The following is a 21,532-nucleotide window of genomic DNA, read 5'->3' on the forward strand; positions in this document are numbered from 1 at the left end:
CGGGCGCACGCACGCCCGCCCCGCGGCATCCGCGGTACTCGTCAGGCGTTGACGTGTCCGGAGAGCCAGGCGAACCCGTCGAAGCGGACGCCGTCGGCGCCGAACATCTCGAGGTGCAGGTGCGGACCGGTCGACTGGCCGGTGGTGCCGACGAGGCCGATCTGCTGGCCGGCGGTGATCTGCTGGCCCTCTGACACCTGGAGCGAGCCGTACTGCATGTGGCCGTACGAGGTCGTGATGAGCTCGCCGCCGATGTTGTGCTGCACCTCGACGTTCACGCCGAGCCCGCCGCCGTCCTCGGTGGCGAGCACGACGACACCGTCGGCGACCGACATGACGGGCGTGCCGTTGCCGGGGTTGAAGTCGACGCCGTCGTGATACGTCGAGCAGCCGTCGCAGGGCGCTTCGCGGGGGCCGAAGCCCGAGGCGCGCTTCGACCAGTCGACGACCGGCCAGACGATGCGGCCGGACTCGAGGACCGAGACCGAGCCGAGGCCGGCGACCTCGCTCGTGATGGGCGGCGGAGCCGCCTCGACCGAGTAGCCGCCGGGCATCATGGGCTCGAGCACGGCCTCGCTCGCGACGTCGAGCGTCTGCGGGTCGAGCGAGATCGTGTCGTCGACGGGGGCGTAGACCGAGGCGCGCGGCTCGGCGTCGGTCGCGCTGATGGCGAGCGCCGGCACGCTCGTGGCGATCATCATGCCGCCGACGAACGACATCGCGAGCACCGAGACGGCCGGGCGGAGCGACCGCCGACGGCCGTCGGGACGGGTCGTCGGCGTCGAGGCCGTGGCTGCCGCGGCCTCGCGACGCTCGCTGGAGCGTGCGGCGGACTCACGGGTCGCTCGGGTGCTGCGGGTGGTGAAGCGGACAGGGGGCGTTGAGGCGGCTCGACGGCCGTGCTTGGGGGGAGTCATGCAGTGCGTTATGTATTCGGGTTCGGGGGCGTTGAGACAATCTCGCCTACCGTACGCACCGAGTCTGGGAGGTTCCTCCGTTATCGAACCGTTATCTGGGAAAGCCCTGAGAACGCTTTCCCGAAACGATTCAAATGGTTGGCCCCGCCGGAGACGCCGAAGGACGCCCGAGGTACTCCCCCGGGCGTCCTTCGTCCGGGCGTGCTAGCCCTGCTTCTTCAGGCGCGACGCCGCGCGGGCACGCGCCGTCTGGTCGAGCTCGACCTTGCGGATGCGCACCTTCTCGGGCGTGACCTCGACGCACTCGTCCTCGCGGGCGAACTCGAGGCACTCCTCGAGCGTGAGCTGGCGCGAGGGCGTCATCGACTCGAAGGTGTCGGCCGTCGACGAACGCATGTTCGTGAGCTTCTTCTCCTTCGTGATGTTCACGTCCATGTCGTCGCTGCGCGAGTTCTCGCCGATGACCATGCCCTCGTAGACCTCCTCCGTGGGGTTCACGAAGAAGGTCATCCGCTCCTGGAGCGCGATGATGGCGAACGGCGTGACCACGCCGGCGCGGTCGGCCACGATGGAGCCGTTGTTGCGCGTCATGATGGCGCCGGCCCACTCGTCGTAGCCGTGCGAGATCGCGTTCGCGATGCCGGTGCCGCGCGTGATGGTGAGGAACTCGGTGCGGAACCCGATGAGCCCGCGGCTCGGCACGATGAACTCCATGCGGACCCAGCCCGTGCCGTGGTTCGCCATGTTGTCCATGCGGCCCTTGCGCGCAGCGAGGAGCTGCGTGATCGCACCGAGGTACTCCTCGGGCGCGTCGATCGTGAGGTGCTCGAAGGGCTCGTGCACCTTGCCGTCGACGGTGCGGGTGACCACCTGCGGCTTGCCGACCGTGAGCTCGAAGCCCTCGCGGCGCATCTGCTCGACGAGGATCGCGAGCGCGAGCTCGCCGCGGCCCTGCACCTCCCACGCGTCGGGGCGGCCGATGTCGACCACCTTCAGCGACACGTTGCCGACCAGCTCGCGGTCGAGGCGGTCCTTCACCATGCGCGCGGTGAGCTTGTGGCCCTTGACCTTGCCGACGATGGGCGACGTGTTCGTGCCGATCGTCATCGAGATCGCGGGGTCGTCGACGTGGATCGCCGGCAGCGGGCGCACGTCCTCGGAGTCGGCGAGGGTCTCGCCGATCGTGATGTCCTCGATGCCCGCGACGGCGATGATGTCGCCGGGGCCCGCATCCTCGGCGGGGAAGCGCTCGAGCGCCTTCGTCTTCAGGAGCTCGGTGATGCGCACGTTCGAGTGCGAGCCGTCGTGGCGCACCCACGCGACCGTCTGGCCCTTGCGGATGGTGCCGTTGAAGACGCGCAGCAGCGCGAGGCGGCCGAGGAACGGCGACGCGTCGAGGTTCGTCACCCACGCCTGCAGCGGCGCCTCGTCGTCGTAGGTCGGCGCGGGAACGTGCTCGAGGATCGCCGCGAAGAGCGGTTCGAGGTCGTCGCTGTCGGGCAGGCTGCCGTTGGCCGGCTTCGTGCTCGAGGCGCGGCCGGCCTTGCCCGACGCGTAGACGACGGGCACGTCGAGGATCGCGTCGAGGTCGAGGTCGGGGACGTCGTCGGCGAGGTCGCTCGCGAGGCCGAGGAGCAGGTCCTGGCTCTCGGCGACGACCTCGTCGATGCGCGCGTCGGGCCGGTCGGTCTTGTTGACGAGCAGGATCACCGGGAGGCGGGCCTCGAGCGCCTTTCGCAGCACGAAGCGCGTCTGCGGCAGCGGACCCTCGCTCGCGTCGACGAGGAGCACCACGCCGTCGACCATCGAGAGGCCGCGCTCGACCTCGCCGCCGAAGTCGGCGTGGCCCGGGGTGTCGATCACGTTGATGGTCACGGCGCCGCCGTTCGCGTGCGCACCGCGGTACTCGACCGCGGTGTTCTTCGCGAGGATCGTGATGCCCTTCTCGCGCTCGAGCTCGTTCGAGTCCATCGCGCGCTCGTCGACGTGCGCGTGCTCGGCGAACGAGTTGGTCTGCTTGAGCATGGCGTCGACGAGGGTCGTCTTGCCGTGGTCGACGTGGGCGACGATCGCGACGTTGCGCAGGTCGTTGCGGGTGGCGTTGGCCATTGGTGGGTCCTCAGTGGGGTACGTGTCGTCACATGGCACCGGCGCAGCCCTGGGCGGGCGGCACGACGGCAGCGCGGAAGCGCTGTGTGTGGAGGTCGGTGGGATGGCGCGGCGCCGAAGCGCGGCGCGCGCCATCCAATCCTACCGTGCGCGGCGCGGGTTCGGCTGGGAACGCCGAACGCCCGGCATCCGGATGAGCGGATGCCGGGCGTTCCGGTCGTCGCGTGACTAGGCGCCGAGCTGGATGCCGGCCCCGGGGATCGCCGCGAGCAGGTCGCGGGTGTACTGCTCCTTGGGGTTGTCGAACACCTCGTCGGTGGTCGCCTTCTCCACGATCTTGCCGCGCTGCATCACGCACACGTGGTCGGCGATGACGCGCACCACCGCGAGGTCGTGGGTGATGAACAGGTAGGTGAGCCCGAGCTCGGCCTGCAGGTCGGCGAGCAGGCGCAGGATCTGGGCCTGCACGAGCACGTCGAGCGCCGACACGGCCTCGTCGAGCACCACGATCTGGGGCTTCAGCGCGAGCGCGCGCGCGATGGCGATGCGCTGGCGCTGTCCGCCCGACAGCTCGTTCGGGTAGCGGCTGATGAGGGTGCGCGGGAGCGACACCTGGTCGAGCAGCTCGAACACGCGCTCGCGGCGTGAGGCGCGAGTGCCGACCTTGTGCGTGAACAGCGGCTCAGAGATGGTGTTGCCGATGTTGCGCAGCGGGTTCAGCGAGCCGTACGGGTCCTGGAAGACGGGCTGCATCCGGCTGCGGAGGTCGAAGAGCTCCTTGCCGGTGACGCTCGCCAGGTCCTTGCCGCCGACCACGATCTTGCCGCTCGTGGCGTCCTCGAGCTTCAGCAGCATCTTCGCCACGGTCGACTTGCCCGATCCCGACTCGCCGACGAGCGCCGTGGTGGTGCCCTTCGCGATCTGGAACGAGACGTCGTCGACCGCCGTGAAGTCGCCCGAGCCGCGGATCTTGAAGACCTTCGTGAGGTTCTCGACGACGATCGCGGGCGGGGCGGATGCCGCGGCCTCGAGCGCCTCGGCGCGGGCCTCGGCCGTGGCGATGAGGTCGATGGTGTCGCCGGCCGCCGAGGAGGCGTCCGCGGCCATCGACGACTCGGCCGCCGCGATGCTGCCCGACGCCTGGATGCGACGCGAGGCGAGGCTCGGGGCCGCCGCCACGAGGCGCTGCGTGTAGGGGTGCTGCGGGTTCTGAAGGATCTGTGCCGACGGACCCGACTCCACCACGCGGCCCTTGTACATGACCACGAGCTGCTCGGCGCGCTCGGCCGCGAGGCCGAGGTCGTGCGTGATGAACAGCAGGGTCGTGCCGAGCTCCCGGGTGAGCGACTCGAGGTGGTCGAGGATCACGCGCTGCACCGTGACGTCGAGCGCCGAGGTGGGCTCGTCGGCGATGAGCAGCTGCGGGTCGGCAGCGAGGCCCATGCCGATGAGCACGCGCTGGCGCATGCCGCCCGAGAACTGGTGCGGGAACTGCTTCAGGCGCCGGTCCGCGTCCTGCAGGCCGGCCTGCTTCAGCACCTCGATCGCGCGCTTCTTGACCTCCTTGCGCCCGGTCGCGATGCCGTTCGCCTTGATGGCCTCCTCGACCTGGAAGCCGATCGACCACACCGGGTTGAGGTTGGACATCGGGTCCTGGGGGACGAAGCCGATCTTGCGACCGCGGATCGACTCCATCTCCTTCTTCGACGCCTTGGTGAGGTCCTGGCCGTCGAGGAGGATCTGGCCGCCGGAGATGTGGCCGGTGCCGGGGAGCAGGTTGATGATCGCGTGCGCGGTCGTCGACTTGCCCGAACCCGACTCGCCCACGATGGCGAGGCTCTGGCCGCGGTAGAGCGTGATGTTCACGCCGTCCACGGCCTTCACGAGGCCGTCCTGGGTGTTGAAGCCGACCTGGAGGTCCTTGATCTCGAGGAGGGGACGCTCGCCGGTGTCGACGCTGGTCTGCTGGACGTCGGTGTTGACGATCTCGGTCATCGCTGCGCCCTCGCCTTCGGGTCGAGCGCGTCACGGATGACCTCGCCGAGCATGATGAAGCTCAGCACGGTGATCGACAGCGCGATGGACGGGAGGATGAGCACCTGCGGCGCCGTGCGGAGGTCGGTCTGCGCGGCGCTGATGTCGTTGCCCCACGACATGGTGGACGAGGGCAGTCCGACGCCGAGGAACGACAGCGTCGCCTCCGCGACGATCGCCGACGCGAGCGAGATCGTCGTGATGACGATGACGGGCGCGATCGAGTTCGGGAGCACGTGGCGCACCAGGATGCGGAACCGCGAGACGCCGAGGGCGGTGGCCGCCATGACGAAGTCGGCGTTCTTCACCCTGAGGATCTCGGCTCTCAGCACACGTGCTGTCGCCGGCCACGCGAATATGCCGATGGCGAGCGAGATCACCCACACGTTCGCGTACTGCGAGAACACCGACATGATGACCACGGCCGCGAGGATGTAGGGGATCGAGAAGAAGATGTCGCCGAGGCGCGAGAGGACCGAGTCGATCCAGCCGCCGTAGAAGCCCGCGAAGGCGCCGAAGACGATGCCGAGCACGAAGACCAGCACGGTCACGATGATGCCGACCGAGAGCGACGTCGACGTGCCGTGGATGATGCGCGAGTAGATGTCGCAGCCCTGCTTCGTGAAGCCGAGCGGGTGGCCATCGGTGGGCGCGCCGTTGCTGTTCGCCAGCTGGCAGTCGTTGTTCGGCGGGACCTGCGTGAACAGGCCCGGGAAGAGCGCGACGATCACGACGAGCACGATGAGCGCCGAGGAGATCCAGAACATCGGGCGCTTGCGCACGTCGTTCCAGGCGTCGCGCCAGAGGTTCGAGGGCTTGCCCTCGGTCTGGACCTTGTCGATCGCGACGAGCGGGGTCTCCTCGATCGGCGCGACGAAGTGCTGCTGATCGGGTCTGGTGGTGTTACTTGGCATAGCGGATCCTCGGGTCGAGAACGGCGTACAGCAGATCCACCAGCAGGTTCACCACGAGGTAGATCAGCACCATGACGGTCACGAAGGAGACGACGGTGGGTCCCTCTCCGCGGATGATCGCCTGGTAGAGGGTGCGGCCGACGCCGGGCACGTTGAAGATGCCCTCCGTGACCGTCGCGCCGACCATCAGCACGCCGAAGTCGACGGCGAGATAGGTGACGACGGGGATGAGCGAGTTGCGCAGGATGTGCACGGGCACGATGCGGGTGCGCGACAGGCCCTTGCTCGCGGCGGTGCGAACGAAGTCCTGCGTGTCCGTGTCGATGACCGACGCCCTCGTCAGTCGGGTGATCTGCGCGAAGCTGATCGTCGCCAGCACCAGCGCTGGCAATATCAGGTCCTGCGTCGGGGCTCCGACGCCCACGGTGGTTCTGAACCAGCCGAGTTGGATGCCGAAGATGTACTGCGCGACGAACGCGACCACGAAGATCGGCAGCGAGATCAGGATGAGGCTCACGACGAGCGCGCTCGCGTCGAAGATGCCGCCCTTGCGGAGGCCCGAGATGAGGCCCACCGAGATGCCGGCGATCATCTCGAAGAAGATGGCGAGCACCGCGAGGCGGAGCGTGACGGGGAAGGTCGCCGCCAGGATCTCCGAGACGGGCTGGCCCGAGAACGAGGTGCCGAGGTCTCCGCGGAAGATGTTGCCGAGGAAGATGAAGTACTGGACGATGAACGGCTGGTCCAGGTGGTAGCGCTCGCGCAGCTGCTCGATGACCTGCGGGGGCGGGGTCTTGTCGCCGAACAGGGCGACGATCGGGTCTCCCGGCATTGCGAAGACCATGAAGTAGATCAGGAAGGTGGTGCCGAGCAGGACAGGGATCGCCTGAAGCAGTCGGCGCACGATGTAGCCGGCCATTGATCAGGCCCCGCTGTTCGTGGATGTTGACATGTTGAAAGAAACCTCACCGTTTGGAAGTTCGTCCACACGATGCTACGCCGATCGGCCGGGCACCGGGGATACGTGGGAGTGGGGCGGCAGTCGATTCGACTGCCGCCCCACGGGCGCCTCAGAGTCTAACCCCGAGTCACCCCTGAACGAGAATTACTCGCTCTTGGTCACCTCGTAGTACAGCGGGACCGAGTTCCAGCCGAACTGGACGTTCTCGACCGTCTGGCCCCAGGCACCGTTGACCGTCGAGTACCACAGCGGGATCGCGGGGAGGTCCTTGAAGAGGATCTCCTGAGCCTGCTGGAACTTCTCGTTGGCCTTCTCGAGGTCGGTCTCGGCGAGACCCTCCTTGAGGAGCGCGTCGAAGTCGGCGTTCGAGTAGTCACCGTCGTTCGAGCCGGCGCCGGTCGCGTAGATCGGGCCGAGGAAGTTGAACAGGGCCGGGTAATCGGCCTGCCAACCGGTGCGGAACGCGGTCTGGATGGTGCGGTCGGTGATCGCGGTGCGGACCTCGGCGAAGGTCGGGTACGGAGCGCCCGACGCGTCGATGCCGAGGTTGTTCTTCAGCTGGTTCGCGACTGCGTCGACCCAGGCCTGGTGGCCGCCGTCGGCGTTGTACGCGATCTGGAAGGAGCCGCTCCACGGGGAGATGGCGTCAGCCTGGGCCCACAGGTCCTTCGCGGCGTCGGCGTCGAAGTCGAGCACGTCGGAGCCGGGGATGTCCTCCGAGTAGCCGTCGATGACGGGCGACGTGAAGTCGTGCGCCGGGGTGCGGGTGCCCGAGAAGATCACGTCGGTGATCTCCTCGCGGTTGATCGCCTTCGAGATCGCGGCGCGACGGAGGTTGCCCTCCTCGCCGTCGAAGTGCGGGAGACGCGCCGGGATCGTGAACGACTGGAAGATCGCCGCGGCCTGCGTGACCGAGCGGTCGCCGAACTCGTCCTGGAAGGTCGAGAGCGCGCCGTCGGGGATGGCGTCGAGCACGTCGAGGTTGCCGCCCTGGAGGTCGGCGTACGCCGCTTCCTGCGTGGCGTAGAAGATGATGTCGAGTCCGCCGTTCTGCGCGACACGGGGGCCGTCGTAGTCGGGGTTCACGACGAGGTCGATCTTCTCGTTGTGCTTCCAGGCGCCTTCGCCGTCGAGCATGTACGGGCCGTTGCCGACCGGGTTCTCACCGAACGCGGCGATGTCCTCGAAGGCCGACTCGGGGAGCGGGAAGAACGCCGAGTAGCCGAGGCGCAGCGGGAAGTCCGACTCGGGCTGCTTGAGCTTGACCGTGAAGGTCAGGTCGTCGACGACCGCGAGGCCCGTGAGCTCCGAGTCCTCGTCGTAGCTGAAGCCCTCGATCGACTCGAAGAAGTAGCTCGAGAGCTGCTCGTTCGAGAGGAGCGCGCCGTAGTTCCAGGCGTCGACGAACGAGTTCGCCGTCACCGGCTCGCCGTTCGAGAACTTCTGGTCGGCCTTGATCTTGATCGTGTAGTTCTGCGCGTCCTCGGTCTCGATCGACTCCGCCATGTCGTTGTGCGGAGCACCGTCGGCGTCGTAGTAGACGAGGCCCGCGAAGATCGCGTCGAGGATCTTGCCACCACCGGTCTCGTTGGTGTTGGTGGGAACCAGCGGGTTCTGCGGCTCCGAGCCGTTGGTCGTGATGACCGCGGTCGAGCTGCCGGCACCGCCGGTCGACTCGGGCGAGCCGCTCGTGCAGCCAGTGAGCGCGAGTGCGCCGGCTGCAGCAAGAGCAATGGCGGCGACGCCGATTCTCTTGATCTTCAATGTTCCTCCTGTGAGATGAGCGCAGACGCACGACTTATGGCCGCGTGGTGCGCTGGGATAGATCGAGGTTATGTATCGCTTCCTGTGGAATCAAACTCCAGAGGAAACCGTTACCGACGCGCAATGTAGCGCCCGGTCCGGAAGCGGAAACCGCTGTCAGCACGCACGAATCTTGCATGGGGGGTTGACATGCGAGGATAACCGCATGTCAACCCCCCGGCGCCGCCTCCGGATCGAGGTCGTGATCGTCCTCGGTCTCAGCTTGGGGGCGTCGGCGGTGTACTCGATCGTCTCCCTGATCGCCAAGCTGACCGAGGAACGGGCGCTCGGCGACCAGTCCGTCGCGCTGAATCCGTCGCGTTCGAGCCGGGAGTGGCTCGACTTCACGTACCAGTTCCTCGACGTCTTCTTCGGGCTGTTCGCGGTCGCGCTCGTGCTCTACCTGCTGTGGCAGCCGGGTCTGAGCCCGTTCCGCCGCATCGGCTTCGACCTGACCCGGCCGGGGCGCGACGCGGCATCCGGCCTGCTGCTCGTCGCCGTCATCGGCGTCCCCGGGCTCGCGCTCTACGCGATCGGCCGGGCGCTCGGCGTCACGGTCGCGGTGCAGACCTCACCGGTCGACTGGTTCTGGTGGACGGTGCCCATGCTCGTGTTCCGCGCGCTGGAGGCCGCGCTCACCGAGGAGATCATCGTCGTCGGCTACCTGTTCACGCGGTTCCGCGAGCTCGGCGTGGGCCGCTGGGCGACGATCCTCTCGAGCGCCGTGCTGCGCGGCACCTACCACCTCTACCAGGGGTTCGGGCCGTTCGTCGGCAACGTCGCGATGGGCGTCGTGTTCGGGTGGGTCTACTCGCGATGGGGTCGCACGATGCCGCTCGTCATCGCGCACTGGATCCTCGACATCGTGTCGTTCGTGGGCTATCCGCTCGCGGTGGGCTGGTGGCCCGAGCTCTTCGCTCCCCCGGCCTGAGCGGCCTGCGGCGCGACGGGCGACGGATGCCGCGTGCGCGGCGCCTGCGGCACGTGCTCGCTGCGCGCGAGGGCCACGACCGTCGCGGGCATGGGCGGCAGCGACTCCTCGGGCACCTCGACGCGGAGGTCGGAGTCGGTCGCGCGCACGCGCGCCATGTCGTGCCAGCTGCGCCGGCTCGGCGAGCAGACGGCCGAGAACCCCTCGCCGCCGAAGACGGTGCTGCTCGAGTAGTCGGTGAACGACTGGGCGCGGCGCAGCGCCTCGGCCGTGCCCGGGTCGCGTCGCTCGAGGAGTCCGGCTCGCTGTTCGAGCCCGAAGCCCCGGCCGGCGAGCATCGAGCTCCCGACGAAGAGGCCCGCGAACGCGAGCGTGCCCAGCACTCCGATCAGGTCGGCGGAGATCATTGCGCAACCCCCTCTTCGAGAGAACCTCAGTGTACTCCCGGGGGCGACCATCGGGACCGCCCGGATCCGTCGCGTCGCGCGCATCGCGAGCATGGTCTGGGCGCGAACCGACTCCCCTCGCGCCGAAGGGAACGAAGGACCATGGACCTCGCACACGCCATCGCCGCGGGCGGCCTCTCCGCACGCACCACCGACCGCCGATTCCGGGCGACCGAGGACGAGATCCACGACGCGGAGCGCCGCGTCGTGGAGCGCAGCAGGGCCGCCGTAGCGGCATCCGCAGCCCGCGTCTACACCGAACGCGGACGGCACGTCGCGCCGCGCCCGGCACCCCAGCGGCCCGCGACGGCCTGACGCCGCCCGACCCGGCCGATGCCGCTCAGCCGGCGACGCTGCGCATGAGCACGTCGCCGGTCGCGACCGCCCGGATCTCGAGCGACGCGATCTGGTCGACGGGCAGGGCGCTGCCCGCCTCGAGTCGCGCGGTCGCTCCCGGCGTCGCCCGCCAGGTCGACACCTCTGAGGTCGTGCCGTCGTGGCCGATCACGACGAGCGCGTACGGCCAGCTCTCCTCGGCGTGGTCCTCGCCGGGCGTCGTCTCGTAGGTGCAGTCGAGCTCGATCCGCGTGCCCCACTCCACCGGCGTGAGGACCGCGCTCGCGGTGACCGGGCGATCGGCGACGGTCTCGAACGCGACGAGCTGCCGATCCGTCGCCGGCCGCATGAGCGAGAGCGGCACGGCGACCGCGGCGATCGCGACGACCGCCGCCGCAGCGGCCAGCACGATGCGCATGCGCGTGCGACGGAGGCGACGACGTCGGCCTTCACGACGCACGGCGTCGAGCAGCGCGGGGTGGGGCGACGACGTCGCGCCCTCGGGCTCCTCGAGGAGCGCCTCGGCGCGGTCGGCGGACAGCCGTGCGAGCAGGCCCGGCATCGGCGAGAGCTCGGCCACCGATCGGCGGCAGGCGTCGCAGGTCTCGAGGTGCTCCTCGTACTCACGGCGCTCGGCCGGCGAGAGCGCGCCGAGCACGTAGGCGGAGTCCCAGTCGGCGTAGCGCGAGTGATCCGGGTTCATCGCGTCACCCCCTTCTCCTGCAATGCGAGGCGCAGGGCCCGCAATCCGTAGTGCAGCCGCGACTTGACCGTCCCCTCCGGGATAGAGAGCCGCCGCGCGACCTCCGCGATGCTGCAGCCGCCGTAGTAGGCGTGCACGATCACGGCACGGTGCTCGAAGTCGAGGCCGGCGAGCGCCTCCTCGATGATGAGGCTCTCGAAGAGCTGGTCGGTGCCGTCCTCGCGTCCGGGGTCGGGCAGCTCGCCGACGCCGATCTCGTGCCGGCGGCGAGCGCTGCGCGCCTCGTCGATGACGAGGTTCCGCGCGACGGTGAACATCCACGACCGCGTCGACGCGGGCTCCTGCTCGAGGATGCGCGGGCTCCGCCATGCGCGCAGGAGCGTCTCCTGCACGATGTCGTCGGCGCCCGCTGGGTCGCCCGTGAGGTGCACGACGTACCGCCACAACGACGGCCCGTGCGCGTCGTACAGCGCGACGAGCCGACGATCGTCGTCCTGCGACATCGGTCACCTCCTGCGGTGACAACGAGAAGGAGCCCCGTGGGGTTCAGTCTCGCGGATGCTTCGACACCGTCGCGCCGAAGCATCCGCATGGTGCATCGGTCGGCTACGCGAACGCCTCCACCGGCGGGCAGGCGCAGACGAGGTTGCGGTCGCCGAAGGCCTGGTCGATTCGGCGCACCGGCGCCCAGTACTTGTTGCGCACGAGCGAGTGCACCGGGTAGACGGCCTGCTCGCGGGTGTACGGATGCGTCCACTCCCCCGCGATGACCGACTCCGCCGTGTGCGGCGCGTTGCGCAGCGGATTGTCGTCGGCCGGCCATTCGCCGCGGCCCACCGCGTCGGCCTCGGCCTTGATCGCGATCATCGCCTCGATGAAGCGATCGAGCTCGGCGAGGTCCTCCGACTCGGTCGGCTCGACCATGAGCGTGCCCGCCACGGGGAACGACATGGTCGGCGCGTGGAAGCCGTAGTCGATGAGCCGCTTCGCGACGTCGTCGACCGTGACGCCGGTGGCCGCGGTGAGCGGGCGCAGGTCGAGGATGCACTCGTGCGCGACGAGCCCGTTGTCGCCCGTGTAGAGCACCGGGAAGTGGTCGCGCAGGCGCGCCGCGACGTAGTTCGCCGCGAGCACCGCGGTCGCGGTCGCCTGCTTGAGGCCCTCCGAGCCCATCATGCGCACGTACGCCCACGAGATCGGGAGGATCGACGGGCTGCCGTACGGCGCCGCCGAGACGGGCCCGCCGTCGTGCGTGACGCCGCCCGAGTGGTCGGCGCGCTGCGCGAGCGGGTGGCCGGGCAGGTACGGCGCGAGGTGCGCCTTCGCCGCCACCGGGCCGACGCCCGGCCCGCCGCCGCCGTGCGGGATGCAGAACGTCTTGTGCAGGTTGAGATGCGACACGTCGCCGCCGAAGTCGCCGAAGCGGGCGAAGCCGAGCAGCGCGTTGAGGTTCGCGCCGTCGACGTACACCTGGCCGCCGGCGTCGTGCACGGCCTGGGTGATCTGCGTGACCTCGTGCTCGTAGACGCCGTGCGTCGACGGGTAGGTGATCATGAGCGCAGCGATCCGGTCGGCGTGCTCCGCGATCTTCGCGCGCAGGTCGTCGAGGTCGACGTTGCCGAGCTCGTCGCAGGCGACGACCACGACGCGCATGCCGGCGAGCACCGCGGATGCCGCGTTCGTGCCGTGCGCGCTCGACGGGATGAGGCACAGGTCGCGGTCGAGGTCGCCGTTCGCGCGGTGGTAGCCGCGGATCGCGAGGAGGCCCGCGAGCTCGCCCTGGCTGCCCGCGTTGGGCTGCAGCGAGACCGTGTCGTAGCCCGTGACCTCGGCGAGCCAGTTCTCGAGCTGCTCGATGAGTCCGAGCGTGCCGACGACGTCGGCCTCGGGAGCGAACGGGTGCAGGTTCGCGAACTCGGGCCACGTGACCGACTGCATCTCGGTGGCGGCGTTGAGCTTCATGGTGCACGAGCCGAGCGGGATCATGCCGCGGTCGAGCGCGTAGTCCCGGTCGGCGAGCGACTTCAGGTACCGCATCATCTGCGTCTCGGACTGGTGCGTGTTGAAGACGGGGTGCTCGAGGTACGAGGAGGTGCGGCGCAGCGACTCGGGCAGGCTGGCGGGCAGCTCGCGGAGCGACACCGGCACGTCGATGCGCGGGTCGAACCCGAACGCCTCGACGACCCGCGCGAGCTCGTCGGCGGTGGTGGTCTCGTCGACCGCGATGTGCACGGTCGCCTCGTCGGCCTCCCAGACGTTGAGTCCGAGCTCGCGGGCGCGCTCGACGACGTTCTTCGCGAGGCCGGGCACGTGCACCCGCACGGTGTCGAAGTAGGAGTCGTGCGCGAGCGTCAGGCCGTGGCCCGTGAGCACGTCGGCGAGCGCCTTGGCCTTCGCCGCCGTCGTCGTCGCGATGTGCCGGATGCCGCGCGGCCCGTGGTACACGGCGTACATCGACGCCATGACGGCGAGGAGCACCTGGGCGGTGCAGATGTTCGAGGTCGCCTTCTCGCGACGGATGTGCTGCTCGCGCGCCTGGAGGCTCAGCCGGTAGGCCGGGTGGCCCGCGGCATCCTGCGAGACGCCGACGAGGCGACCCGGGAGCTGGCGCTCGAGGCCCTTGCGCACCGCCATGTAGCCGGCGTGCGGGCCGCCGAAGCCCATGGGCACGCCGAACCGCTGCGAGGTGCCCACCGCGACATCCGCCCCCAGCTCGCCCGGGCTCGTCAGCAGCGACATCGCGAGCAGGTCGGCCGCGACGACCGCGAGCGCACCCTGTTCCTTCGATGCGGCGATGACGGATGCCGGGTTCCACACGCGGCCCGAGGCGCCCGGGTACTGCACGAAGATGCCGAAGTGCTCGCCCAACCGCTCGGTGAGCCGGTCGAGACGGGCATCGCCGTCGGCCTCGCTCGCTTCGACGAGCTCCGCGAGCGGCAGGAGGACGAGCTCGATGCCCACGGCCTCGGCGCGCGAGACGAGCAGCGCGTGCGTCTGCGGCAGCGCGTCGGCGTCGACGACGAAGCGGTTCGAGGCGGACTTCGAGCCGCGGCGGGCGAGGAGCATGCCCTCGACGACCGCGGTGCCCTCGTCGAGCATCGACGCGTTCGCGGTGTCGAGCCCCGTGAGGTCGGACACCATCGTCTGGAAGTTGATGAGCGCCTCGAGGCGGCCCTGCGAGATCTCGGGCTGGTACGGCGTGTAGGCGGTGTACCAGCTCGGGTTCTCGAGCACGTTCCGCTGGATCACGGCGGGCGTGATCGTGCCGGAGTAGCCCAGGCCGATCATCGAGGTGCGCACGGTGTTCTGCTCGGCGAGCGCGGCGAGCTCCGCGATCGCCTCGCGCTCGGTGGCGGCCGGCGGGATCACCGAGTCGACCACCTCCCCCATGCGGATGGCCGTCGGCACCGCCGCCGTCATGAGCGCATCGAGCGAGTCGTAGCCGAGCGCGGCGAGCATCCACTCGTGGTCGCGCGGGGTCGTGCCGATGTGGCGGCGCCCGAACGCGTCGAGGTCGAAGGCCGGGGAGGTGGGCATGGGGATCCTTCTCTGGTTCGCTGGTCGAGGAGCCGCGCAGCGGCGTCTCGAGACCGGTGTGGCGTGGGGTGGCCGGCTACTCGCCGGTGAGCGCCCGGTACTCGTCGTGGGTGAGCAGCTTCGGGAGGTTCGGCGCGGTGACCTTGATGAGCCAGCCCTCGCCGAACGGGTCGCTGTTCACGAGCTCGGGCGCGTCGATCACCGCCTGGTTCGCCTCGACGACCTCGCCGTCGACGGGCGCGAACAGCTCGCCGACCGACTTCGTCGACTCGATCTCGCCCACGACGTTCCCCGACGTGATCTGCGTGCCGGCCTTGGGCAGGTCGACGTAGACGACGTCGCCGAGCTTCTCGGCCGCGTAGTCGGTGATGCCGATCGTCAGGGTGTCGCCGTCGACGAGCACCCATTCGTGCTCCTCGGTGTACTGCAGGGCGGTCAGGTCGGTCATGGGTTCTCCTCGCGGTGGGCGGTGCGGTGGGTTCGGTCGTGTGCGTCAGGCGGGGCGCTTGTAGAAGGGGAGCGGCACGACGGATGCCGGGACGCGCGTGCCCCGGACGTCGACGTACAGCTCGCGGCCGGGCTCCGCGGCATCGGGCGCGACGAACGCCATCGCCACGGGGTGGCCGAGCGTCGGCGACAGGGCGCCGCTCGTCACGACGCCGACGCGCGCGGCATCCGCGCCCTCGCCGTCGTAGACCTCGTAGTCGGCGCGCGCGGCGCGGCGGCCCTCGGCGGCGAGGCCGACGAGCACCGGGGCATCCGTCGGAGGACCCGCCTCGATGGCGGCGCGACCGACGAAGTCGCCCTCCTTCGCGAGCGCGACGACGCGGCCGAGGCCGGCCTGCACGGGGAGGATGTCGCGGTTCAGCTCGTGGCCGTAGAGAGGCATGCCCGCCTCGAGGCGCAGCGTGTCGCGGCTGGCGAGCCCGGCCGGCACGACGCGCGGACCGCCGGTCTCGGTGAGGGCCTCCCAGAGGCGCGCTGCGCGGTCGGGGGCGACGTAGAGCTCGAAGCCGTCCTCACCCGTGTAGCCGGTGCGGGCGACGAGCACGGGCTCGCCCTCGAACGTCGCCGGGAAGGCGCGGTAGTACTTGAGCGCGGCGAGCTGCACGTCGAACTCCTCGACGTCGTTGCTCGGGCCGTCGTCGACGCCGAAGCCCGGCGTCTCCTCGAGCACCGCGCGCGCGTCGGGGCCCTGGAGGGCGACGAGCGCCACGTCGTCGCTCTCGTCGGAGACGAACGTGTCGAAGCCCTCGGCACGCGCGACGAGCTCCTTCGCGACGACCTCGCGGTTGGCGGCGTTCGCCACGACCATGTAGCGGTCGTCGCCGGTGCGGTAGACGACGAGGTCGTCGATGATGCCGCCGTCCTCGTCGAGCAGCAGCGAGTACTTGGCCTGGCCGATCTCGATGGCCGACAGCCTGCCGGCGAGCGCGAAGTCGAGCGCCGCCGCGGAGCCCGGCCCGAGCAGGATGATCTCGCCCATGTGCGAGAGGTCGAAGATGCCGGCGTGCGTACGCACGGCGTGGTGCTCGGCGAGGTCGCTCGAGTAGCGCACGGGCATCTGCCAGCCCGCGAAGTCGGTGAACGACGCGCCGGCGGCGCGGTGCACCGCATCGAGGGGGCTTCGACGTTCGGTAGGGCCGGATTCGGTGGTGCCGGGGTCGGTCACGAGTTCTCCAGAGTCGCGCGGGCGGTCGGCGGATGCCGCTGGGAACTCCCCCTCTGTCATGGGCCTGAGAGCTTCACGCGAAGGTTCGCGCTTTCACCGTCGGCGGGATGTGGCGGGAATGCCCGATCCGCTTTTCAGAGCGGCCTCGTCGTCGCGGTGTGAGACCTGAGAGATTGGCGGGGAGGCTTGCTCCTTCGGTGCCGGCCAGTGTGTCTCCTGATGGAACTGCCCGGCTCTCCCGCGACGCGTCGATGGCCCGGTGTGAGGTTGTACCGCCGATCCTAGCCGACGCGGGCGCGTGCAGCCCTACTCGGGCCGGTTGCCGTGCGCGTCGTGCTCGAACGGCGTGGTCACGCCCTCGTAGGCGAGCGTCATCATCATGCCGGCGGCCGCGTGCGAGAGGTCGTGGCAGTGGTCCATCCAGATGCCCGGGTTGTCGGCGACGAGCGCGAGCTCCCAGACCTCGCCGGGCCGCACGTCGACCGTGTCGAGCCAGAGCGGCGCACCCGTCGCCGGCACTCCGTCCCGGGAGAGCACGAGCACGTGATGGCCGTGCACGTGCATCGGGTGCACGTCGAAGCCGCGGTTGACGACTGTGAGCTTCACGACGTCGCCCTCGCGCACATCGACCGGGTCGATATGCGGGAACACCTGCCCGTTCACGGTGTACGCGTAGGTCGGCGCGCCGCCGACGAAGCGCGGCATCCGATCGAGCACCAGCTCGCCCTCGGCGGTGAAGGGTCCGAGTTCGGCGAGGGCGTCGTCGACGCTCCGGTCGCCCGCTCCGTAGGCGAGCAGGTCGAGCTCGGGCACCTCCGACACCTCGCGCGCGAGGCCCGGCCCCTCCGAGCCCGGCGGGGCGACCACGACCACGGATGCCGCGGAGAAGTCGGTCTCGAAGCGCACGCCGTCCGCGGGCATTGTGAACACGAGGTCGGCCCGCGCGCCGGCGCCGAGCCGCACCGACCGACGCTCCACCTCGTCGCCCGAGGACAGCTCGCGGCCGTCGACCGCGGCGACCCGGAACGGCGCGCCGACCACGGTGACGCGCATGGGCGTCTGCTCGGTGTTCGCGACCCTGAGCCGCACGGTGTCGCCCTCAGCGGCTTCGAACGACTGCGGCCCGTCGGTCGTGCCCACCACGACCTCGCCGCCGATGCGATGCACCGGGAGCGCGAGGTCGAGCGACTCGGCCATGCCCGCCGCCGGCTCGACGACGAGCATGCCGTACAGGCCGCGGCGCACGCCCTCCGAGGCGGCCTGGTGCGTGTGGTACCAGTACGTGCCGGGCGTGTCGGCGACGAACCGGGAGGTGAATCGCTCCCCGGGCAGCACGGCGTCCTGGGTCACGCCGGCGACGCCGTCCTCGCCGTTCGGTACCTCGTAGCCGTGCCAGTGCAGCGTCACGCCATCGTCGATGTCGCGGTTCGCGAGGGCGACCTCGACGAGCTCGCCCTCGGTGACGCGCAGTTCGGGACCGACGACGGTGTCGCCGCCGAAGCCCCACGCCTCCACGGTGTCGCCCGACGCGAGCTCCACGTCGTGGCGCGCGGCGGTGAGCTCGAACGCGTGCACGTCGCCGGTCGCGTCGGCGGGCGTGCGGAGGTCGCTCACGGAGGTCGTCGAGGCCGTCGCGCTCGTCGAGACCGTCGTCGCGGCATCCGTCGCCGGCTCGCCGTGACCATGCGAAGCGGATGCCTGGAGGCGCGGCGCCGAGGTGTCGGATAGCCACGACCACCCGACCCCGCCGGCGAGCAGCACCGCGAGCAGGCCCGCGAAGCCCGTGATGGCACGACGCCCGCGGTGCGCGAGGAGCGTCCAGGTGAATCCGGTCGCGAGCAGCACGGCGAGGAGGAGCAGCAGCGTCGCGAGGGGCTGCGGCGGGTAGCCGACCAGCCAGGTGGCGGCCGCGGCGGCCGCCATCGCGTAGCCGCCGCCGAGCACGAGCGTGCGGGCCACGGGCACCTGGATGCCACGCAGCCACCAGGCGAGGCCGACGGCGCCGGCGACGAGGCCCGCGGCCTGGAACGGCAGGCCCACGACGAGCTTCTCGCCGGCGAACCACCAGCCGCGGCCGGCGAGGGCGAGTGCCCCGGCGCCCGCGGCGATGAGCAGGAGCGTCCCGGCCGCGGCCAGCGCGGTCACGGTCCGTCGTTCGCGCCGGTCGGCGCGATCGGTCGTCGAACCCGCGGTGAAGCCGGCGGCGAGCCAGAGGCCCGCGCCGGCGATGGCGGCGGCCGACTGCAGCAGGAGGAGGGCCGCGGTGGTCATCGGGCCCTCCTCGCTGCGCGTCGGGAGTCGGTGAGCGGAATCGTGCGTCCCGGCTCAGGCGCTCGGCACGGCGGCGGGCGCGTCGTCCGCGGCGACGGCGGGCTTCGTCGGCGCGCCCTCGCGGACGAGCCTGCGGGCACGCACCACGAGCAGCACGCCGAGGAGCAGGATCGCGGCGCCGTTCACGGCGTGGAGCCCGAGGAAGAGCGTCGCGGCGAGGGGCGGGTCGGCGTGGCTCGACTCGTCGAGTCCGAAGATCACGCCCGTGAGGATGAAGAGCACGGTCTGGAACAGGATCAGCACGAGCGGCAGCACGCTCAGCCAGATCGTGCGCTTCCCGGCCCGCGCGAGGGCCGCGGTGACGATGAGCAGCAGCGCGAGGATCGGCAGCACGATGCGGCCGTTGGTGCCGTGCCAAGCGAACAGCTCGTCCTCGGGGTTCGAGAACACGCCGACGGCGGCGAAGTAGAGCTGCAGGATCACGGAGGCCGTGAACAGGATCGTGACGACGAGGAACAGCTTGCGCATGTGCAGGCTCGCTTTCAGGAGTGGAATCGGGCTTCGTCGATGGTGCCCGCCCGGCATGGGCCGCGGCATCCGGGCCAGCACCGGTCTGCACCTCGGTGACGTCACGGAATTCGCGTTCGTGTCACGTTGACTGTAAGCTGATTCCCAGCACTTAGGGTCATCATGACTCGAAGACCGATCCGAACGAGTGAGGGGCCACGGATGCCGCAGCAGCACGACCCGGCCACACAGGCGCGCCTCGCCGTCTCGACGGTCATCTTCGCGCTCAGCCCCGACGAGGGCGCCGAGCGTCCGAGCCTCCGCCTGCCGCTCGTGCGCCGGCTCCGCGAGCCGGGTCTCGGGCGCTGGGCGCTGCCCGGCGGCTGGCTGCCCGTCGGCGAGGCGCTCGAGGGCGCGGCGGCGCGCACGCTCGCCGAGACGACCGGGCTCACGCCGAAGTACCTCGAGCAGCTCTACACGTTCGGAGCCGTCGACCGCTCCCCCGACGAGCGCGTCGTGTCGGTCGTGTACTGGGCGCTCGTGCACTCCGACGAGGTCGAGCGCGCGGTCTCCGACGAGAACGTGCAGTGGTTCGACGAGGACGAGCTGCCCGACCTCGCGTTCGACCACCGCGCGATCATCGACTACGCGCTGCTGCGGCTGCGCACGAAGCTCGAGTACTCGCGCATCGCGCACGCCTTCCTCGGCGAGACGTTCACCCTGGCCGAGCTCCGCGCCGTGCACGAGGTCGTGCTCCGCAAGCGCCTCGACCCCGCGAACTTCCGCCGCACCATGGAGGCCTCCGGCACGCTCGTCGACACGGGCGAGCGCCTCTCAGGCACGCGGCACCGTCCGCCCGCCCTCTACCGCTTCGACACGGCGTCCGCGATGGCGCCCGCGTCCGACCCGGCCCGCTGACCCACGTCACCGACCCATCCCACTGATCCCATCCCATTGACCCCACCCCTGACGAGGAGCCGATCATGACCATCGTCCAGCCTCCCGCCCGCGACGTCCGGCTCGCGGCATCCGTCGACCGCTCGATCCGGCTCATCTCGACGGGCTCGTCGGCCGGCTCCACCTGCGCGCCCGAGCTCGCCGAGGGGCCGTGGGAGTTCGACCGCGGCCCGGCCGGATACGGGCCCGGCGCGTCGATGGGCGACGTCATCCCCACCGGCTCGCCGCGCCAGGGCGCGCTGCCCGACGAGTACCGCCGCGCCTCCGACGCGGAGCTGCACGACCGCATCCGCGCCGCGAAGGCCACGCTCGGCGACCGCGTCGTCGTGCTCGGGCACTTCTACCAGCGCGACGAGGTCGTGGAGCACGCCGACTTCGTGGGCGACTCCTTCCAGCTCGCGAACGCGGCGCTCACGAAGCCCGACGCCGAGGCGATCGTGTTCTGCGGCGTGCATTTCATGGCCGAGACGGCCGACCTGCTCTCGACGCCCGACCAGGCGGTCATCCTGCCTAACCTCGCCGCGGGCTGCTCGATGGCCGACATGGCCGACGAGTCGAGCGTCGAGGAGTGTTGGGAGCAGCTCGAGGAGGTCTACGGCGACCTCACGGCCACCGACGCCGACGGTCGCGTGCCGGTCATCCCGGTCACGTACATGAACTCGTCCGCGGCCCTCAAGGGCTTCGTCGGCCGCAACGGCGGCATCGTCTGCACGTCGTCGAACGCGCGCACGGTGCTCGAGTGGGCGTTCGAGCGTGGCCAGCGCGTGCTGTTCTTCCCCGATCAGCACCTCGGCCGCAACACCGCGAAGGCCATGGGCGTGCCGCTCGAGCAGATGCCGATGTGGAACCCGCGCAAGGCGCTCGGCGGCAACTCCGCCGAGGAGCTCGCCGACGCCCGCGTCATCCTCTGGCACGGCTTCTGCTCGGTGCACCGCCGCTTCACGGTCGACCAGATCGACCAGGCGCGGCGCGAGCACCCCGGCGTGCAGGTCATCGTGCACCCCGAGTGCCCCATGCCGGTCGTCGACGCAGCGGATGCCGCAGGCTCGACCGACTTCATCGTGAAGGCCATCAAGGCAGCCCCCGTCGGCTCGACCTTCGCGATCGGCACCGAGATCAACCTCGTGCAGCGCCTCGCCGCGGAGTACCCCGAGCACACGATCTTCTGCCTCGACCCGGTCGTGTGCCCGTGCTCGACGATGTACCGCATCCACCCGGGCTACCTCGCGTGGGTGCTCGAGGAGCTCGTCGCCGGCCGCGTCGTCAACCGCATCACGGTGCCCGACAGCGTCGCCGACCCGGCGCGGCTCGCCCTCGAGCGGATGCTCGCGGCGAAGCCGCCGGCCGCGACGCCGGCCGACACCGCTGGTCGAGGAGCGACGCCGAAGGCGACGCCGAAGGCGACGCGTCTCGAGGCCCCGGCGGGAGCCTGAC

The 21,532-nt window shown here is 70.4% G+C and carries 18 protein-coding genes and 1 riboswitch; of the genes, 4 read left to right on the top strand and 14 right to left on the bottom strand.

All coding sequences use genetic code 11. The features are described 5' to 3' along the window. Window positions 1-41 precede the first annotated feature (41 nt). The 6 genes from ACFVN5_RS12445 to ACFVN5_RS12470 form a co-directional block, all read right to left on the bottom strand. Window positions 42-917, bottom strand: a complete 876-nt coding sequence (locus tag ACFVN5_RS12445) for a M23 family metallopeptidase (RefSeq protein WP_376955493.1) — start codon at window positions 915-917, stop codon at window positions 42-44. 204 nt (window positions 918-1,121) lie between these two features. Then, the gene (gene typA / locus ACFVN5_RS12450) at window positions 1,122-3,026 is read right to left on the bottom strand and encodes a translational GTPase TypA (protein WP_376955495.1); all 1,905 of its coding nucleotides are present in this window, start codon (window positions 3,024-3,026) and stop codon (window positions 1,122-1,124) included. A gap of 228 nt (window positions 3,027-3,254) precedes the next feature. Further along, a complete protein-coding gene (locus ACFVN5_RS12455) occupies window positions 3,255-5,021 on the bottom strand; it encodes a dipeptide ABC transporter ATP-binding protein (protein WP_376955496.1) in 1,767 nt (588 codons plus the stop codon). Next, window positions 5,018-5,974, bottom strand: a complete 957-nt coding sequence (locus ACFVN5_RS12460; protein ID WP_376955497.1) for an ABC transporter permease — start codon at window positions 5,972-5,974, stop codon at window positions 5,018-5,020. The genes ACFVN5_RS12455 and ACFVN5_RS12460 overlap by 4 nt, the downstream gene beginning before the upstream one ends. Then, window positions 5,964-6,893, bottom strand: a complete 930-nt coding sequence (locus tag ACFVN5_RS12465; protein ID WP_376955498.1) for an ABC transporter permease — start codon at window positions 6,891-6,893, stop codon at window positions 5,964-5,966. Before ACFVN5_RS12465 ends, ACFVN5_RS12460 begins: the two co-directional genes overlap by 11 nt. Window positions 6,894-7,079: 186 nt before the next feature. Further along, window positions 7,080-8,699 carry an ABC transporter substrate-binding protein gene (locus ACFVN5_RS12470; RefSeq protein WP_376955499.1) on the bottom strand — a complete coding sequence of 540 codons (1,620 nt, stop codon included), beginning with the start codon at window positions 8,697-8,699 and terminating at the stop codon, window positions 7,080-7,082. Window positions 8,700-8,904: 205 nt separating this feature from the next. Between ACFVN5_RS12470 and ACFVN5_RS12475 the strand changes: the two genes are divergently transcribed. Next, on the top strand, window positions 8,905-9,669 hold the full coding sequence (locus ACFVN5_RS12475; protein WP_376955500.1) for a CPBP family intramembrane glutamic endopeptidase: 765 nt from the start codon (window positions 8,905-8,907) through the stop codon (window positions 9,667-9,669). Here ACFVN5_RS12475 and ACFVN5_RS12480 read toward each other — a convergent pair. Then, window positions 9,618-10,076 (bottom strand): hypothetical protein, encoded by a 459-nt coding sequence (locus tag ACFVN5_RS12480; protein WP_376955502.1) that lies wholly within the window; start codon window positions 10,074-10,076, stop codon window positions 9,618-9,620. The two genes, ACFVN5_RS12475 and ACFVN5_RS12480, sit on opposite strands and share 52 nt — an antisense overlap. A gap of 141 nt (window positions 10,077-10,217) precedes the next feature. On the opposite strand from ACFVN5_RS12480, the gene ACFVN5_RS12485 reads away from it, so the two are divergent. Further along, the gene (locus tag ACFVN5_RS12485) at window positions 10,218-10,430 is read left to right on the top strand and encodes a hypothetical protein (RefSeq protein WP_376955504.1); all 213 of its coding nucleotides are present in this window, start codon (window positions 10,218-10,220) and stop codon (window positions 10,428-10,430) included. A gap of 25 nt (window positions 10,431-10,455) precedes the next feature. On the opposite strand, the gene ACFVN5_RS12490 is transcribed toward ACFVN5_RS12485, so the two are convergent. The 7 genes from ACFVN5_RS12490 to ACFVN5_RS12520 form a co-directional block, all read right to left on the bottom strand. Then, complete coding sequence (locus tag ACFVN5_RS12490) at window positions 10,456-11,154, bottom strand: anti-sigma factor family protein (protein ID WP_376955506.1); 699 nt, start codon at window positions 11,152-11,154, stop codon at window positions 10,456-10,458. Then, a complete protein-coding gene (locus ACFVN5_RS12495) occupies window positions 11,151-11,657 on the bottom strand; it encodes a sigma-70 family RNA polymerase sigma factor (protein WP_376955508.1) in 507 nt (168 codons plus the stop codon). Before ACFVN5_RS12495 ends, ACFVN5_RS12490 begins: the two co-directional genes overlap by 4 nt. A gap of 103 nt (window positions 11,658-11,760) precedes the next feature. Then, entirely contained in the window at window positions 11,761-14,691 is a 2,931-nt protein-coding gene (gene gcvP / locus ACFVN5_RS12500) for an aminomethyl-transferring glycine dehydrogenase (protein WP_376955510.1), read from the bottom strand. Window positions 14,692-14,767: 76 nt separating this feature from the next. Continuing rightward, window positions 14,768-15,139 (bottom strand): glycine cleavage system protein GcvH, encoded by a 372-nt coding sequence (gcvH, locus tag ACFVN5_RS12505; RefSeq protein WP_376955512.1) that lies wholly within the window; start codon window positions 15,137-15,139, stop codon window positions 14,768-14,770. A gap of 45 nt (window positions 15,140-15,184) precedes the next feature. Then, window positions 15,185-16,363 (bottom strand): glycine cleavage system aminomethyltransferase GcvT, encoded by a 1,179-nt coding sequence (gene gcvT, locus ACFVN5_RS12510; protein ID WP_376955647.1) that lies wholly within the window; start codon window positions 16,361-16,363, stop codon window positions 15,185-15,187. 144 nt (window positions 16,364-16,507) lie between these two features. After that, window positions 16,508-16,614: riboswitch (glycine riboswitch) on the bottom strand. Between the two features lie 55 nt (window positions 16,615-16,669). Beyond that, a complete protein-coding gene (locus ACFVN5_RS12515; RefSeq protein ID WP_376955514.1) occupies window positions 16,670-18,634 on the bottom strand; it encodes a multicopper oxidase family protein in 1,965 nt (654 codons plus the stop codon). 54 nt (window positions 18,635-18,688) lie between these two features. After that, a complete protein-coding gene (locus ACFVN5_RS12520; protein WP_376955515.1) occupies window positions 18,689-19,162 on the bottom strand; it encodes a DUF6220 domain-containing protein in 474 nt (157 codons plus the stop codon). Between the two features lie 201 nt (window positions 19,163-19,363). On the opposite strand from ACFVN5_RS12520, the gene ACFVN5_RS12525 reads away from it, so the two are divergent. Both ACFVN5_RS12525 and nadA read left to right on the top strand, forming a co-directional pair. After that, the gene (locus ACFVN5_RS12525) at window positions 19,364-20,059 is read left to right on the top strand and encodes an NUDIX domain-containing protein (RefSeq protein WP_376955517.1); all 696 of its coding nucleotides are present in this window, start codon (window positions 19,364-19,366) and stop codon (window positions 20,057-20,059) included. A gap of 65 nt (window positions 20,060-20,124) precedes the next feature. Beyond that, window positions 20,125-21,531 carry a quinolinate synthase NadA gene (nadA, locus tag ACFVN5_RS12530; RefSeq protein WP_376955519.1) on the top strand — a complete coding sequence of 469 codons (1,407 nt, stop codon included), beginning with the start codon at window positions 20,125-20,127 and terminating at the stop codon, window positions 21,529-21,531. The last annotated feature ends 1 nt before the right edge of the window (window position 21,532 follow it).

Source organism: Agromyces sp. NPDC057865 (assembly GCF_042796995.1).
Classification (GTDB): domain Bacteria; phylum Actinomycetota; class Actinomycetes; order Actinomycetales; family Microbacteriaceae; genus Agromyces.